The organism is Acerihabitans sp. (assembly GCF_036398755.1).
Classification (GTDB): domain Bacteria; phylum Pseudomonadota; class Gammaproteobacteria; order Enterobacterales; family Enterobacteriaceae; genus Acerihabitans.
Genome location: NZ_DASWOM010000021.1, coordinates 1 through 14,653 on the forward strand (window position 1 = coordinate 1; position 14,653 = coordinate 14,653).

Here is a 14,653-nt window from a genome sequence, read left to right on the forward strand (position 1 = left end):
GGGCGTACCGGGAACAATTCTCATGGCTTGATGGCTGCGCTCATGTATTAGCATATGTTTGCATGGCTGCATGACCGACTATTCGCCGGCTACTGGTTTAAATGCCGCGCATGGAAGCGCAAATGATCCTCGATAAAGCTGGCGATAAAAAAATAGCTATGGTCATAACCCGGCTGAATACGCAGCGTCAGCGGCCAGTCCTTTCGCCGCGCCAGATCGGCAAATTTCTCCGGCTGTAACTGCGTCGGTAAAAACCGATCGGCATCGCCCTGGTCGATCAATATCGGCAGCGCGCCGGCTTGCGCCCCCGCCAGCAGGGAACAGCTATCATACTCCCGCCAGTCCTGCTCGTTCTCGCCCAGATAATGGCTAAACGCCTTACGCCCCCAGGGCACTTCCGCCGGATTCACGATAGGCGCAAACGCCGACGCCGAACTAAACCTCCCCGGAAAACGCAACGCCAGCATCAGCGCGCCGTGGCCGCCCATCGAATGCCCCATGATCGCCTGCCGGTCGCTTACCGCAAACTGCCGGCGCACCAACGCCGGCAGCTCTTCGGCCACATAATCGAACATCCGGAAATGCCCGGACCACGGTTGCCGCGTGGCGTTAAGGTAAAACCCCGCGCCCTGGCCCAGATCATAAGCTTCGTCATCCGGCACGTCCGCGCCTCTGGGACCGGTGTCCGGCATCACCAACAGCAGGTTAAGCTCGGCGGCCACCCGCTGGGCGCCGCTTTTCTGGCTGAAATTTTCATCGTTACACGTCAGCCCCGATAGCCAGAACACCAGATGCGGCGGCGCCGCGTGACGATCGGCGGGCGGCACGAACAGGCTATAGGTCATCAGGCCGCCGGTGCTCGCCGAAAGATGGCGAAAACGACATTGCCGGCCGCCAAACAGCCGGTGCTCATCAATACACTCAGGCATCGTATCCATTACACATTCTCCAAAACCACATCGGTAAGCGCATACCCGTTGCCGGGGGCGGGCGGATAGTGCTCCATAATCATTTTTTTCAGCGCCGCCACATTGGGGCTGTAAGCATCGGCGCGCCAGATAAGCCAGGTCGCCACATCGGCGGTCTGCGCCGGCAGTTCATGCACCGATACCCGCTGCCGGTCCGGCAACTGACGCAACACCGCCAGCGGCAACATGGCGACGCCGGCGCCGCTGGCAACACAGGCCAGCATGGTATGATAGGACTGGATTTCCAGCACCGGGCCGGGGGCCGCGCCCTGCTGCTCAAACCAGGCTTCAAAACGCCGGCGGTAAGAACAGGTCGGACGAAAGGCAAACAACGTCTTGCCGGCAATATCCGCCGGACGCTCTATCAACGGCTGGTCAAGGGCGGCAATCAGTACCAGCCTCTCGGCAAAGCTGTAACAACCGTGGATTTCAGGATAGTTCACCGGTCCGTCCACCAGGGCGGCGGCCAGGGTGCCGGCGCGCACGCTGTCCACCATCTCCCCCGAAGATCCGGTCACCAGCGACAGCGACACCTTGGGAAAACGCTGATGAAAGGTAGCCAGCAGCGCCGGCAGGCGAATGGCCGCCGTGCTTTCCATAGAGCCGAGGGCAAAATTGCCGGCCGGCTCCCCGGCGTGCGTCATGCTGACGGCTTCCTCGCTCAGCGCCAGGATGCGCGTGGCATAGCCGAGGAAATTATGCCCCATCGGCGACAGCCGCAGACGCTGCTTTTCACGAATAAACAGATCGGCCCCCAACTCCCGTTCCAACTGGCGCAGCCGTGTGGTCAGGTTGGACGGCACGCGATGCAGCAGCTCGGCGGCGCGCGCCAGCGAACCGGTATCGGCGGTGGCGCAGAACATTTTCAACTGGGTCAGATCCATATCTTCTCGATTTGTAATTAAGTTGGTCTGAATTATTCATTTTCCGTGAGTTTATTGATCGTGCATGATATTGGCAAGATGATTTTTCCCCGGAGGGAATATGGCGATAAAAGTGGCCCTCAGCGGCTTTCTGGCGCTGCTGGTGGCGATGGGCATCGGGCGTTTTGCCTTTACGCCGCAGGTTCCGCTGATGATAAGCGCGGGCCAGCTAACCCTCACCGGCGCGGGGGTAGTGGCGACATGTAACTACCTGGGGTATTTATTAGGCGCCTATGACGCCATGCGCTCGGGCAACGGCCTGGAAAAGCGGCTATGGCTTGGGCTGTGGGGCGCGGTGGTCCTCACCCTGTTCTCCGCCATCACCCACAGCCTGCTGGCGCACTGCCTGCTGCGTCTGGTGATAGGCGTGGCCAGCGGGTGGGCCATGGTGCTGGTGGCGGCCTGGACCGGCGACCGGCTGGTACAATTGCGCCGCCCGGCGCTCAGCGCCGCGGTATTCGCCGGACCCGGCGCCGGCATCATGGTCAGCGGCCTGCTGGCGCTGGTCATGTATCGCCACGGCGTGAATGTCGCCGACGCCTGGCTGGTCTACGGCATCGCCGCGCTGGTGCTGGTGGCGCTTATCAGCCCGCATCTGCCCAGAGGCGGCGCGCTGACGCGCCGGGGACCGCGCGACGCCATGCCGGCGCTCACCCCCAGCCTGAGAAATCTGGTCTGGAGCTACTCCCTGGCCGGTTTCGGTTATATCCTGCCGGCGACCTTCCTGTCGCAAATGGCGTCGGCGCGTTTTCCCGGCAGCGAGACCGGCCACTGGGTCTGGCCGGTGTTCGGCGCCGCCGGCATGGCGGGCATCGGTATCGGCATCCTGACGCGCCATCGCCTGCGCGCCGGCCAACGGCTGGCGCTGACCCTGTGGGCGCAGACCATAGGCGTCGGCCTGATGATCGCCATGCCCGGCGTCGCCGGCCTGATGGCGGGCGCCGTGCTCACCGGCGGCGGGTTTTTAAGCGTGGTGCAGCTGACGCTGGCCTGCTCACGCCGCCAGGCGCCGGACCATATGCGCTACATGGCCGGTCTGCTGACCTGCGGCTACGCGGTCGGGCAATTGGCCGGCCCGATGCTTTCCTCGGTGTCCAGCAGCCTGACCGGCCGCCTGGAGCCGGCGCTGATGGCGGCGGTGGCGGCCCTGGCCCTGGCCGGCGCGCTGGCCTGGCGCCAGCCCTGAACCGGCGGCGGGACGGTAAAACCGGCAATAATTCTGTGACCTATTAGACACATTCACTGGATAAACGCGGCGCTCTCCACTAGAGTGGGGGCGCATCTTGATGTGTTGATATCAAGAGCAGTCAGGCCTGCCGGAGAAAAAGTATGCTATCGCTGACCACTGAAGCCGCACTGGTACATGAAGCCTTAATGACGCGCGGTCTTGAAACGCCCCTGCGCGGTGAAGTGCTGGATGGGGAAACCCGCAAACGGCAAATTGCCGAACACATGACCGCCATAATGAATTTGCTCAACCTGGATTTATCCGACGACAGCCTGGCGGAGACGCCGCACCGGATTGCCAAAATGTATGTCGATGAAATTTTTTCCGGCCTGGATTATGCTAATTTTCCTAAAATCACCCTGATCCAAAATAAGATGAAGGTGGATGAAATGGTCACCGTGCGGGACATCACCCTGACCAGCACCTGCGAACACCATTTCGTGATTATCGACGGCAAGGCCACCGTGGCCTATATCCCCAAGGACAGCGTAATCGGCCTGTCGAAAATCAACCGCATCGTGCAGTTTTTCGCCCAGCGCCCGCAGGTGCAGGAACGTCTGACGCAGCAAATCCTGGTCGCGCTGCAAACCCTGCTCGGCACCCTTAACGTGGCGGTATCCATCGACGCGGTGCATTACTGCGTGAAGGCGCGCGGCATCCGCGACGCCACCAGCGGCACCACCACTACGTCCCTGGGCGGCTTATTCAAATCCAGCCAGAATACCCGCCAGGAATTTTTACGGGCCGTACGCCACCATAACGGCTGATGCGGTGCTGACTTAAGCGGTAACGGCGCGGATCGCGCCGTCTGATAAAAGAGGTTGCCCATGCGCGAGCGCATCGCCATGCTGGACTGCGCGCGGGGGATGGCGATTCTCGGCATCCTGCTGATGAATATTACCGCCTTCGGCCTGCCGAAGGCGGCCTACCTGAATCCGGCGTTTATGGGCGCGCCCTCGGCGGCCGACGCCTGGACCTGGGCCATCATGGACATGGTGGCGCAGGTCAAGTTCCTGACCCTGTTTGCCCTGTTGTTCGGCGCCGGCCTGCAAATGCTGCTGCCGCGCGGCGGCCTTTGGATACAATCGCGGCTGTTCTGGCTGATGGGCTTTGGGCTTATCCACGCCATCTTTTTCTGGGACGGCGATATCCTGCTGGACTATGGCCTGGTGGGCCTGCTCTGCCTGGGCGCCATTCGCCATGATATACCGCCCAGGCGCCTGATTGGCGCCGGCATCGCCCTGTACGCCATCGGCCTGGGCATCCTGGCGCTGATGCAGGCGATGCTTGCCGGCGCCGCGCCGGGACGTTTCTGGCTGCCCGGCGTGGCCGACCGCATTTACGAATATTACTGGTTAACCACCGGCGGGCCCGAAGCCTGGGGGGTACGCCTGGACTTATTGGAATCAAGCCTCATGTCGCTGGCGGCGCAGTACGGCTGGCTGCTGGCCGGGGCGATGCTGATTGGCGCGGGGCTGATGCGCAGCGGCTGGCTGGCCGGCGAGCGGAGTCCCGGACATTATCGCCGCATGGCGGCCTGGCTTATTCCGCTGGGGCTTATGATTAACCTGCCGTCGGTGGTGGCGCAGTGGCGGTTGGGCTGGGACTACCACTGGTGCGCATTCCTGCTGCAAATCCCCCGCGAGCTGGGCGCGCCGTTCCAGGCGCTCGGCTACGTGGCGCTGTGCTACGGTTTCTGGCCCGCCATCGGCGGCTCGCGCATCGCGCGCTGGGTCGGCAACGTCGGGCGCATGGCGCTGAGCAACTATCTGCTGCAAACCCTGCTGTGCACCCTGGCGTTTAATCAGTTCGGCCTGTTTATGCGCTTGGATCGCACCGAGCTGCTGCTGCTGGTGCCCCCCGTCTGGCTGGCCAATATCCTGTTTTCCACCCTATGGCTAACGTTTTTCCCCCAGGGGCCGATGGAATGGGCCTGGCGCCGGCTCACCCGCCTGACCGGCGGCGCCTCGTCACGGGCTTAAGGTAACATTAATCCTGTCATGGTTAACTGGCGTTAATATTTCCCTGAGCAAATCCTAATATGTGGTTTAACATCGCTAAAGTGGCGCCGCGCCCCACGGTCAGCCCGTGGTTTTTTAATATCATCGTGGCGCTGGTGATTACCTTTTTCCAGAATGTCATTTATTTCAAAAAAGTCCTGCAACTCGTGGACATCTCGGCCGGCTACAACCTGCTGTTTTTTTTGAGCATGCCCATTACCCTGCTGTTTGCGCTCAATTTGGTATTCAGCCTGATCCTGCTGCCCTACCTGCGCAAGCCCCTGGTCATCCTGCTGTTTTTCAGCGACGCCCTGGCGCAGTATTTTATGCAGGCCTACGGCATCATCATCGATCGCGGCATGGTCCAGAACACGCTTGATACCACGATGGTGGAAAGCGCCGCCCTGCTGACGCCGCGCCTGGCGCTGTTTTTTGTGGTTTACGGCCTGCTGCCCTCGCTGCTGGTGCTGTGGATCAAGGTCAAGCCGGTGGCGATCTCCTGGTCGAGTATCGGCCTGTATTTCCTCAATATCCTGGTATCTCTGTGTGTTATCGCGCTGGTGGCCACCTTTTTTTACAAAGACTATGCCTCGCTGATGAGAAACAACCAGCAGTTGGTCAAAAACCTGGTCCCCAGCGACATGGTGCTGGGCGGCTATTCCTATTACAAACATGACTACATTAAAAAAGGGCCGTTCGTCGAGCGCGGCCAGGACGCGCACATCGTCCCCATGGCCCATGACAATCATAAAAAGAACCTGGTTATCGTGGTGGTGGGCGAGACCTCGCGGGCGCAGGATTTCTCCCTGGGCGGCTACGGCAAGCCGACCAATCCCAAACTGGCGGCGGACAACGTCGTTTATTTCCCGGACACCACGTCCTGCGGCACCGCCACGGCGGTATCGGTACCCTGCATGTTTTCCGGCATGACCCGCAGGCTGTATGACGGCGAAAAGGCCGACGGCCAGAGCAACGCGCTGGATATCATCCAGCGGGCGCGGGTGGATGTGCTGTGGCGGGAAAACGACGGCGGTTGCAAGGATGTCTGCCTGCGGGTGCCGACCGAACAGCTCAGCGCCTGGCATTTGCCCGAACTTTGCGCCGAAGGCGTCTGCCTGGATGAAGCCCTGCTGCGCAACCTGGACAGCTATATCGACGCGCGCGCCGACGATACGGTTATCGTCCTGCATACCGTCGGCAGCCACGGCCCGACCTACTATCAGCGCTACCCCAAATCCGCCGCCGCGTTTGCGCCCACTTGCGATACCAACGAGATTCAAACCTGCTCGAACCAGGCGCTGGTTAACACTTATGACAATACTATTGTCTACATCGACGACATGCTTGATAAGACCATAAAATTGCTGCAAGCTCATGGCGATAGGTTTAATACCGCCATGGTGTATCTGTCGGACCACGGCGAATCCCTGGGCGAGAACGGCATTTATCTGCACGGTATGCCTTACGCCGTGGCGCCGGCCCAGCAAACCCATATCCCGATGCTGATGTGGCTGTCGCCGGATTACCTCCAGGCGAATGCCGTCCGGGAAGACTGCCTGCGTAACCGGGCGGCGCGACAGGCCTACTCACAGGATAATCTCTTTTCAACGTTGCTTGGCCTGGTTAACGTTAAAACACAACTCTATCAGCCGGATCTCGATGTTTTACAACCCTGCCGGGAAGCGCTGCATGAAAATTCTGATCATTGAAGACGACACGTTATTGCAGGACGGCCTGCGGATGGCACTGCAGCAGGAGGGCTACGCCAACGATTGCGCGGGCAGCCTGCGCGACGCGGAACATTTTATGGCCAGCACCGCCTATAGCCTGGCGGTGCTGGACCTGGGGCTGCCGGACGGCGACGGCATGTCGCTGCTCAATCTCTGGCGCCGGGCCGGCAATGACGTGCCGGTGCTGATCCTGACCGCGCGCGACGGCCTCGACGAACGGGTGCGCGGCCTGAACCTGGGCGCGGACGACTACCTGGTCAAGCCGTTTGCCCTAAGCGAGCTATTGGCCAGGGTGCGCGCCATCATCCGCCGCCACCAGGGCAAAAGTAATAACCAGCTCTGGGTGGATAATATTTCACTCGACCTGAACAGCCATGAAGTGACGCTGGACGGCAAGAATATCGAACTGACGCCGAAGGAATTCGCCATTCTTTCCCGGCTGATGCTGCGGGCGGGACACCGGATCCACCGCGAAATCCTCCATCAGGATCTCTACAATTGGGATGACGATCCCTCATCCAACTCCCTTGAGGTCCATATCCACAACCTGCGGGCGAAAATCGGCAAAGACCGCATCCGCACCCTGCGCGGGTTCGGCTACCTGCTGACCAAATCCGCCGCGGACGCGCCGTCTTGAAAGCCGCCGCCAACGGCCCGATGACCAGTATGCGCTGGCGCCTTATCGTGGTGCTGGGCATTATCCTGCTCTGCTGCCAGCTGATTACCGTCATCTGGCTGTGGCATGAAAGCAAAGAGCAAATCGACCTGCTGGTCAACCACACCCTGGCGGAAAACGTGCGCAACGAGCACGTCAACCAGGAAATACGCGAGGCCATCGCCGCGCTCAGCGTGCCGTCGCTGATGATGATTATCTTCACGCTGTTGTTCTGTTTCCAGGCGGTGAACTGGATAACCCTGCCGCTGTCCCGCCTGCAGGACGCGCTTGGCGCGCGCGGCGCGGAAAACTTCGCGCCGCTGCCGGAACACGGCAATATCCGCGAGGTGATAGCCGTTACCCGCAGCCTGAACCAGCTGTTGTTCCGCCTTAACGCCACCCTGCAGCAGGACCGGCAGTTCACCTCGGATGTGGCCCATGAACTGCGCACACCGCTGTCAGGCATCCGGCTGCACCTGGAAGTACAGGAGAAACAGTACGGCATCGACTGCCAGCCGCTTATCGAGCGGGTGGACAATATGTCCTATACCGTCGAGCAGTTGCTGCTGCTGGCGCGCATCCGCCACGATTTTTCCTCCGGTCACTACCAGACGGTCCGGTTCCGGGACGATGTGGTCATCCCGCAGCAATGCGAACTGAACGAGATGGTGGAACAGCGCGGACAGCGGCTGCAATGGGGCCTTCCGGAAACGGAGATTGTATTCCAGGGCAACGCCGTCCTGATGCGCCTGTTGCTGCGCAACCTGGTGGAAAACGCCCATCGCTATAGCCCGGCGGACAGCGTCATCGGCGTGGAACTCAGGCAGGACGGCGCTAACGGCATCTGGCTGCAGGTTTCCGACGAAGGGCCGGGCGTCGACCCGGCGAAAGCGGTGGAACTGACCCGGGAATTCGTGCGCATGGATCAGCGTTATAACGGCATCGGCCTGGGACTGAGCATCGTCACCCGCATCGCGCAGCTGCATAACGGCCGCTTCGAGCTGGTCAACCGCGACGACCGTTCCGGCACCATCGCCCGGCTCTACCTGGGCGGGCCGGGGTAGGCGGCCATAAGCCATCCACCGCGGGCCGTTAATCGGATTGCCCGGACGCCGGCGCCTGGACGCGGCATCGCTTCCCTGGTGCCAAAAAAACCGCCGCCGCGATAAATACGCGTGATTTCGTGGTACGATGGCCGTAGATAAAAAAAAAGCCCGCCCTTAGTTACAACATCCACTAATCTCCCCCTCGCTTATGATTCCAATGCCGCCAACGCGTCAGAGTTCGCCCGCCAGGAGATATGCCTCACCTACGCCCATCGCTTATCATTCCAACCCGGCCATCGCCTCCCGGTTCGCCCGCCAGGCAATATTTCCCTTATGGATGTAAACGGTTTCGGTCCTGTGACCTGATTCACGCTGTGTTAAGGCTAAACCGGTTAGGATAGCGTCTTATGTTTCATAAGTGTTATGACAATCAGGAGCGTCAGGAGGGCATGATCCATCAATGCCCGCCGGTTTGGTCGAGATAGCCTGGGCGAAAAGCACCATTAACAGGGGATGAAATGATCACTATTCGTGATGTGGCGCGGTTGGCCGGAGTATCGGTGGCGACGGTGTCACGGGTATTAAACGACAGCGCTATCGCCAGCAAGGAAGCCCGCGACAAGGTGATGAAAGCGGTCAAGGAGCTGGGCTACCGCCCTAACGCCAACGCGCAGGCGCTGGCCACGCAAATCAGCGATACCATCGGCGTGGTGGTGATGGACGTATCCGATCCGTTTTTCGGCGCCCTGGTGAAAGCGGTGGACACCGTGGCGCAGCGGCATAAAAAAAATGTATTGATTAACAACAGTTATCATCAGGCGGACAAAGAGCGCCATGCCATTGAAGTGCTGATCCGCCAGCGCTGCAGCGCGCTGGTGGTCCATGCCAAAATTCTCTCCGACGAGGAGATGATCCCCTTTATGGTGCGCGAGCCGGGCATGGTATTGATTAACCGCATACTGCCGGGCTTTGAGCACCGCTGCGTGGGACTGGATAACGTCAGCGGCGCTCTGATGGCCACGCGTACCCTGTTAAAGCAGGGGCACCGGCAGATAGGCTATATCGGCTCTAACCATCCCATCGAGGATGAGCGGCAGCGACGCCAGGGTTACCTCCAGGCCATGGCGGAAGAGGGCATCGCGCCGCCGCAAAGCTGGCAGGCGTTCTGCTCGCCGGACCTGCAGGGCGGCGAAGAGGGCATGGTGGAGCTGCTGGGGCGCAACCAGCAGCTGACGGCGGTGTTCGTCTATAATGACGGCATGGCGGTCGGGGCGCTGGCGACCCTGAAAGAAAACGGTATCGCGGTACCGACGCAGTTTTCGGTGGTGGGGTTTGACGATATTCCCATTTCCCGCTACACCAGCCCCAACCTCACCACCGTGCGCTATCCCATATTCGCCATGGCGGTCGCGGCCACCGAACTGGCGCTTCTTGGCACGGCGGGCAAAATCGACCAGCAGCAAACGCATCTTTTTATGCCGACGCTGGTGCGGCGTCATTCCGTGGCGCCGTGGAAAAATGTGGCGGCGATCGCGTCGTCTTCAGAAGATGAGATGTAACCGCTTCCAAACTGTGAGAATATTCACAGTTTCTTAACATTGATCCCTCTATGCTTATGGTGTTATTCCCTCACAATGCTATCAGGTCAACATTGCGGGGGCTTTTCGTACATGGACGTCGGTGAAGCCAGGGAAGGAATTTGTCTGCCTTTGAGTAAACCTACATATTTCCGGAGAAACTAATGAATAAGAAGGCATTAACCCTTACCGCTCTGGCAACCGGCCTGTTGCTGTCCGTCGCCGCCCACGCCGCCGATACCCGCATTGGGGTGACTATTTATAAATACGACGATAACTTCATGTCGGTGGTCCGCAAGGCGATTGAAAAAGACGCCAAGGAAGCCAAAGGCGTGCAGTTGCTGATGAACGACTCGCAAAACGATCAGTCCAAACAGAACGACCAGGTGGATGTGTTGATTGCCAAGGGCGTCAAAGCCCTGGCGATTAATCTGGTCGACCCCGCCGCCGCGCCGGTTATCATTGAAAAAGCGCGCGGCGCCAATGTCCCGGTGGTGTTCTACAATAAAGAACCCAGCCGTAAAGACCTGGACAGCTATGACAAGGCCTATTATGTCGGCACCGAGTCCAAGCAATCGGGCATCATCCAGGGCGAGCTTATCGCCAAGCATTGGAAAGCGCATCCGGAATGGGATTTGAATAAAGACGGCGTGATCCAGTATGTGTTGCTCAAAGGCGAGCCGGGCCATCCCGATGCCGAAGCGCGCACCGCCTACGTGGTCAAGACCCTGACCGATCAGGAAAAGATCAAGGTCCAGCAGCTACAGCTTGATACCGCCATGTGGGACACCGCCCAGGCCAAGGATAAAACCGACGCCTGGATGTCAGGCCCCAACGCCAACAAGATTGAAGTGGTAATCGCTAACAACGACGCCATGGCGATGGGCGCGGTGGAAGCGCTGAAAGCCCACAACAAGTCGGCCATTCCGGTGTTCGGCGTCGATGCCTTGCCGGAAGCGCTGGCGATGGTTAAGTCCGGCGCCATGGCCGGTACCGTGCTGAACGATGCCGACAACCAGGCCAAGGCCACCTTCGACCTGGCGAAAAACCTGGCCGAGGGCAAACCGGCGGCGGAAGGCACCAACTGGAAACTGGATAATAAAGTCGTCCGTATTCCTTATGTCGGCGTCGATAAAGATAATTTATCCCAATTTATCAAGAAATAATCCCCACTCCCCCCAAAAGGCCGACGCCCATGGGGGGATTTTTTATGTCTTATCCTAGCCGGGTATAACTATGGCCGATATTACGACCGAACAGCCGAGCGAATGGCTGCTGGAAATGAACAATATCAGTAAATCATTTCCTGGCGTCAAAGCACTGGATAATGTGAACCTGAAGGTACACGCCCACTCCGTCCATGCCTTAATGGGTGAAAACGGCGCGGGAAAATCCACGTTATTAAAGTGTCTGTTCGGCATTTATAAAAAAGATTCCGGTAGTATTATTTTCCAGGGACAGGAAATCGATTTCAAAAGTTCCAAGGAAGCGCTGGAGCACGGCGTTTCCATGGTGCACCAGGAGCTCAACCTGGTATTGCAGCGCACCGTTATGGACAATATGTGGCTGGGGCGCTATCCGCGCAAAGGCCTGTTTGTCGATCACAAAAAGATGTACACCGATACCAAGACCATATTTGACGAGCTGGACATCAATATCGATCCCTACGATAAAGTGGCCACCCTGTCAGTGTCGCAAATGCAGATGATCGAGATTGCCAAGGCGTTTTCCTACAATGCCAAAATCGTCATCATGGATGAACCGACCTCGTCGTTAACCGAACGCGAGGTAAACCATCTGTTCAGCATTATCCGCAAGCTAAAGGCGCGCGGGTGCGGCATCGTTTATATCTCCCATAAGCTGGAGGAAATATTCCAGTTGTGCGATGAGATTACCATCCTGCGCGACGGTCAGTGGATTTCCACCCAACAGGTGGAAGGCCTGACCATGGACCAGATTATCTCGATGATGGTGGGGCGTTCGCTCAGCCAGCGCTTCCCCGATCGCGAGGGCGAACCGGGCGAGGTGATTCTTGAGGTGAAAAACCTTACCTCGCTGCGCCAGCCGTCAATCCGCAATATCTCGTTTGATCTGCGCAAAGGGGAAATTCTCGGCATCGCCGGACTGGTGGGCGCGCGGCGCACCGATATTGTCGAAACCCTGTTCGGCATTCGTGAAAAAGTGACCGGCACCATCATCCTGCATGGCAAGACCATCAAGAACAATAGCGCCAACGAGGCGATCAACAATGGTTTCGCCCTGGTGACCGAGGAGCGGCGGGCCACCGGTATTTATGCCTATCTGGATGTCGGATTTAATTCGCTGATATCCAATATCCGCAATTATAAAAACAAAATCGGCCTGCTGGATAATTCGCGTATGAAAAGCGATATCCAATGGGTTATCGATTCCATGCGGGTGAAAACGCCGGGCCATCAGACCAATATCGGCTCATTGTCCGGCGGTAATCAGCAAAAGGTCATTATAGGCCGCTGGTTATTGACCCAACCGGAAATCCTGCTGCTGGACGAACCGACGCGCGGGATTGACGTTGGGGCTAAATTTGAAATTTATCAATTGATTACCGAGCTGGCGAAACGCGGTAAGGGTATTATTATTATTTCGTCCGAGATGCCGGAACTCCTGGGGATCACCGACCGCATTTTGGTAATGAGTAACGGTCTGATGGCGGGGATTGTGGAAACGAAACACACTTCGCAAAATGAAATTTTACGTCTTGCTTCCGTGCATCTTTAATTCTAAGGGTTCTTATTATGAATGCGTTAAATAAGAAAAGCCTGCTCACTTATTTAAAAGAGGGCGGTATTTATGTGGTGTTATTGGTACTGCTGGCCATTATTATCTTTCAGGATCCGACCTTTTTAAGCCTGATAAACTTAAGCAATATTTTAACCCAGTCATCGGTGCGTATTATTATTGCACTCGGCGTGGCGGGGCTTATCGTTACCCAGGGTACCGATCTATCGGCCGGGCGCCAGGTCGGGCTGGCGGCGGTGGTGTCGGCGACCCTGCTGCAATCGATGGACAACGTCAATAAAGTCTTTCCGGATATGCAAACCCTGCCGATCCCGGTGGTTATCCTGACGGTCTGCGTTATCGGCGCCTTTATCGGCCTGATAAACGGCGTGGTCATCGCCTATCTTAACGTCACGCCGTTTATTACCACACTCGGTACCATGATTATCGTTTATGGCGTCAACTCACTGTATTACGATATCGTCGGCGCCTCGCCGATTGCCGGGTTCGACTCCCATTTCTCCACTTTTGCCCAAGGGTTCCTGCGCTTCGGCGAATTCAAGCTGTCTTATATTACCTTCTATGCACTGTTTGCCATCCTGTTTGTCTGGGTTATCTGGACCAAGACCCGCTTTGGCAAAAATATCTTCGCCATCGGCGGCAACCCGGAAGCGGCCAAGGTTTCCGGCGTGAATGTGCCGCTGAACCTGATTATGATCTATGCCTTGTCCGGCGTGTTCTACGCCTTCGGCGGTTTGCTGGAAGCGGGGCGCATCGGCAGCGCCACCAACAACCTGGGTTTTATGTACGAACTGGATGCCATCGCGGCCTGCGTGGTGGGCGGGGTATCCTTTGCCGGCGGGGTCGGCACGGTGGCGGGGGTGGTAACCGGGGTCATTATCTTTACGGTTATCAACTACGGGCTGACGTATATCGGGGTGAACCCTTATTGGCAGTATATTATTAAAGGGGCGATTATTATCTTTGCGGTGGCGTTGGATTCGCTGAAGTACGCCAAGAAGAAATAATCCGCTAAGGCGGGGATTTCGCTGGCGGTTTGGCGGAGTTACCTGGCGCTGTGGGGCTGGATTCGTGGGCGGCTTGGCTGAAGTTTATGTTGCCGTGGTGCGGGTTTCGCTTGCCGTGCGTTCGGTATTTATATGGATTGCCGGGTGCCGGCAAGCGACAAGAAGGGGCGCCCGCGCGCCCCTTCTTGACTTCCCCGCGCCCGGCAGGTCGCGCGTCGCTGCGCGATGCCTTCCGCCGCCCATGCCCCCGTAATGCACCGGCCCGGTTAGCGCTCCCGGCGCTACCGGGCCTTTCGCCGCTCCCGGCGGCTCATGCCGGGGTCACAGGCGTCGTCAGCGCGCTTTATGCCGGTACCTATGTCGCGGTCAGTGATGTGATATATAGGGCTTCAGTGTCGCTGATGCTGTCGTTGACGTTGACGCCAAAGCTGTCGTTGAAGTTGAAGTTGAAGTTAAAGTTGAAGTTGAAGTTGATGTTGACGCTGTCGTTGAAGCTGATGTTGTCGTTAATACTGTCGTTGTCGCTATGGGTTAAAATGTGGGTATGCGGTATTGAGATGCTGCTAAGCATTGAACATTCAGAGCTGTTGCCAACGTCTTAAAATCAATGCTGAAATGGTTCCCGGTAAGTGCATATCGCAGGGCATCAACCCCCTGTTTTACTCACAGACGATGGTGTTGACGTTGTGCCGGCATAGAGTGCGCCGGCAGCGCGCGTCACGGCTGGATGAGCCGCCGGGA

13 protein-coding genes are annotated in these 14,653 nt (G+C 58.2%); 10 read left to right on the top strand and 3 right to left on the bottom strand.

What is annotated here, in order from left to right; genetic code table 11:
• Positions 1 to 89: 89 nt before the first annotated feature.
• Positions 90 to 938 (bottom strand): S-formylglutathione hydrolase, encoded by an 849-nt coding sequence (gene fghA / locus VGC33_RS04510; RefSeq protein ID WP_331119498.1) that lies wholly within the window; start codon positions 936 to 938, stop codon positions 90 to 92.
• Complete coding sequence (gene ptrR / locus VGC33_RS04515; RefSeq protein ID WP_331119500.1) at positions 938 to 1,852, bottom strand: putrescine utilization regulator PtrR; 915 nt, start codon at positions 1,850 to 1,852, stop codon at positions 938 to 940. Before ptrR ends, fghA begins: the two co-directional genes overlap by 1 nt.
• Before the next feature lie 100 nt (positions 1,853 to 1,952).
• Here ptrR and VGC33_RS04520 point away from each other — a divergent pair, with 100 nt between their 5' ends.
• From VGC33_RS04520 to mglC, 10 genes are all read left to right on the top strand, one after another.
• Positions 1,953 to 3,077, top strand: a complete 1,125-nt coding sequence (locus tag VGC33_RS04520; RefSeq protein WP_331119502.1) for a YbfB/YjiJ family MFS transporter — start codon at positions 1,953 to 1,955, stop codon at positions 3,075 to 3,077.
• Positions 3,078 to 3,220: 143 nt separating this feature from the next.
• Positions 3,221 to 3,886, top strand: coding sequence for a GTP cyclohydrolase I FolE (folE, locus tag VGC33_RS04525; RefSeq protein ID WP_331119504.1), 666 nt, complete (start codon positions 3,221 to 3,223; stop codon positions 3,884 to 3,886).
• A 60-nt stretch (positions 3,887 to 3,946) separates the two neighbouring features.
• The gene (gene yeiB, locus VGC33_RS04530) at positions 3,947 to 5,101 is read left to right on the top strand and encodes a DUF418 domain-containing protein YeiB (protein WP_331119506.1); all 1,155 of its coding nucleotides are present in this window, start codon (positions 3,947 to 3,949) and stop codon (positions 5,099 to 5,101) included.
• A 59-nt stretch (positions 5,102 to 5,160) separates the two neighbouring features.
• Positions 5,161 to 6,828 carry a phosphoethanolamine transferase EptA gene (gene eptA / locus VGC33_RS04535; RefSeq protein WP_331119508.1) on the top strand — a complete coding sequence of 556 codons (1,668 nt, stop codon included), beginning with the start codon at positions 5,161 to 5,163 and terminating at the stop codon, positions 6,826 to 6,828.
• Positions 6,809 to 7,486: a two-component system response regulator PmrA gene (pmrA, locus tag VGC33_RS04540; RefSeq protein WP_331119510.1), complete on the top strand. Its 678-nt coding sequence runs from the start codon at positions 6,809 to 6,811 to the stop codon at positions 7,484 to 7,486. The genes eptA and pmrA overlap by 20 nt, the downstream gene beginning before the upstream one ends.
• Entirely contained in the window at positions 7,483 to 8,568 is a 1,086-nt protein-coding gene (gene pmrB / locus VGC33_RS04545; RefSeq protein ID WP_331119513.1) for a two-component system sensor histidine kinase PmrB, read from the top strand. Before pmrA ends, pmrB begins: the two co-directional genes overlap by 4 nt.
• 500 nt (positions 8,569 to 9,068) lie before the next feature.
• Positions 9,069 to 10,109 carry an HTH-type transcriptional regulator GalS gene (galS, locus tag VGC33_RS04550; RefSeq protein ID WP_331119515.1) on the top strand — a complete coding sequence of 347 codons (1,041 nt, stop codon included), beginning with the start codon at positions 9,069 to 9,071 and terminating at the stop codon, positions 10,107 to 10,109.
• A gap of 182 nt (positions 10,110 to 10,291) precedes the next feature.
• A complete protein-coding gene (gene mglB, locus VGC33_RS04555; RefSeq protein ID WP_331119517.1) occupies positions 10,292 to 11,293 on the top strand; it encodes a galactose/glucose ABC transporter substrate-binding protein MglB in 1,002 nt (333 codons plus the stop codon).
• 70 nt (positions 11,294 to 11,363) lie between these two features.
• A complete protein-coding gene (mglA, locus tag VGC33_RS04560; RefSeq protein ID WP_331119519.1) occupies positions 11,364 to 12,884 on the top strand; it encodes a galactose/methyl galactoside ABC transporter ATP-binding protein MglA in 1,521 nt (506 codons plus the stop codon).
• A gap of 17 nt (positions 12,885 to 12,901) precedes the next feature.
• Positions 12,902 to 13,912 carry a galactose/methyl galactoside ABC transporter permease MglC gene (mglC, locus tag VGC33_RS04565; protein ID WP_331119521.1) on the top strand — a complete coding sequence of 337 codons (1,011 nt, stop codon included), beginning with the start codon at positions 12,902 to 12,904 and terminating at the stop codon, positions 13,910 to 13,912.
• Positions 13,913 to 14,267: 355 nt separating this feature from the next.
• On the opposite strand, the gene VGC33_RS04570 is transcribed toward mglC, so the two are convergent.
• Entirely contained in the window at positions 14,268 to 14,483 is a 216-nt protein-coding gene (locus VGC33_RS04570; RefSeq protein ID WP_331119524.1) for a hypothetical protein, read from the bottom strand.
• Positions 14,484 to 14,653 lie beyond the last annotated feature (170 nt).

Excerpts from the sequence above, each read along its gene's own strand:
- fghA (WP_331119498.1), bottom strand. The coding sequence starts at position 938 with ATGGATACGATGCCTGAGTGTATTGATGAGCACCGGCTGTTTGGCGGC.
- ptrR (WP_331119500.1), bottom strand. The coding sequence starts at position 1,852 with ATGGATCTGACCCAGTTGAAAATGTTCTGCGCCACCGCCGATACCGGT.
- VGC33_RS04520 (WP_331119502.1), top strand. The coding sequence starts at position 1,953 with ATGGCGATAAAAGTGGCCCTCAGCGGCTTTCTGGCGCTGCTGGTGGCG.
- folE (WP_331119504.1), top strand. The coding sequence starts at position 3,221 with ATGCTATCGCTGACCACTGAAGCCGCACTGGTACATGAAGCCTTAATG.
- yeiB (WP_331119506.1), top strand. The coding sequence starts at position 3,947 with ATGCGCGAGCGCATCGCCATGCTGGACTGCGCGCGGGGGATGGCGATT.
- eptA (WP_331119508.1), top strand. The coding sequence starts at position 5,161 with ATGTGGTTTAACATCGCTAAAGTGGCGCCGCGCCCCACGGTCAGCCCG.
- pmrA (WP_331119510.1), top strand. The coding sequence starts at position 6,809 with ATGAAAATTCTGATCATTGAAGACGACACGTTATTGCAGGACGGCCTG.
- galS (WP_331119515.1), top strand. The coding sequence starts at position 9,069 with ATGATCACTATTCGTGATGTGGCGCGGTTGGCCGGAGTATCGGTGGCG.
- mglB (WP_331119517.1), top strand. The coding sequence starts at position 10,292 with ATGAATAAGAAGGCATTAACCCTTACCGCTCTGGCAACCGGCCTGTTG.
- mglA (WP_331119519.1), top strand. The coding sequence starts at position 11,364 with ATGGCCGATATTACGACCGAACAGCCGAGCGAATGGCTGCTGGAAATG.
- mglC (WP_331119521.1), top strand. The coding sequence starts at position 12,902 with ATGAATGCGTTAAATAAGAAAAGCCTGCTCACTTATTTAAAAGAGGGC.
- VGC33_RS04570 (WP_331119524.1), bottom strand. The coding sequence starts at position 14,483 with ATGCTTAGCAGCATCTCAATACCGCATACCCACATTTTAACCCATAGC.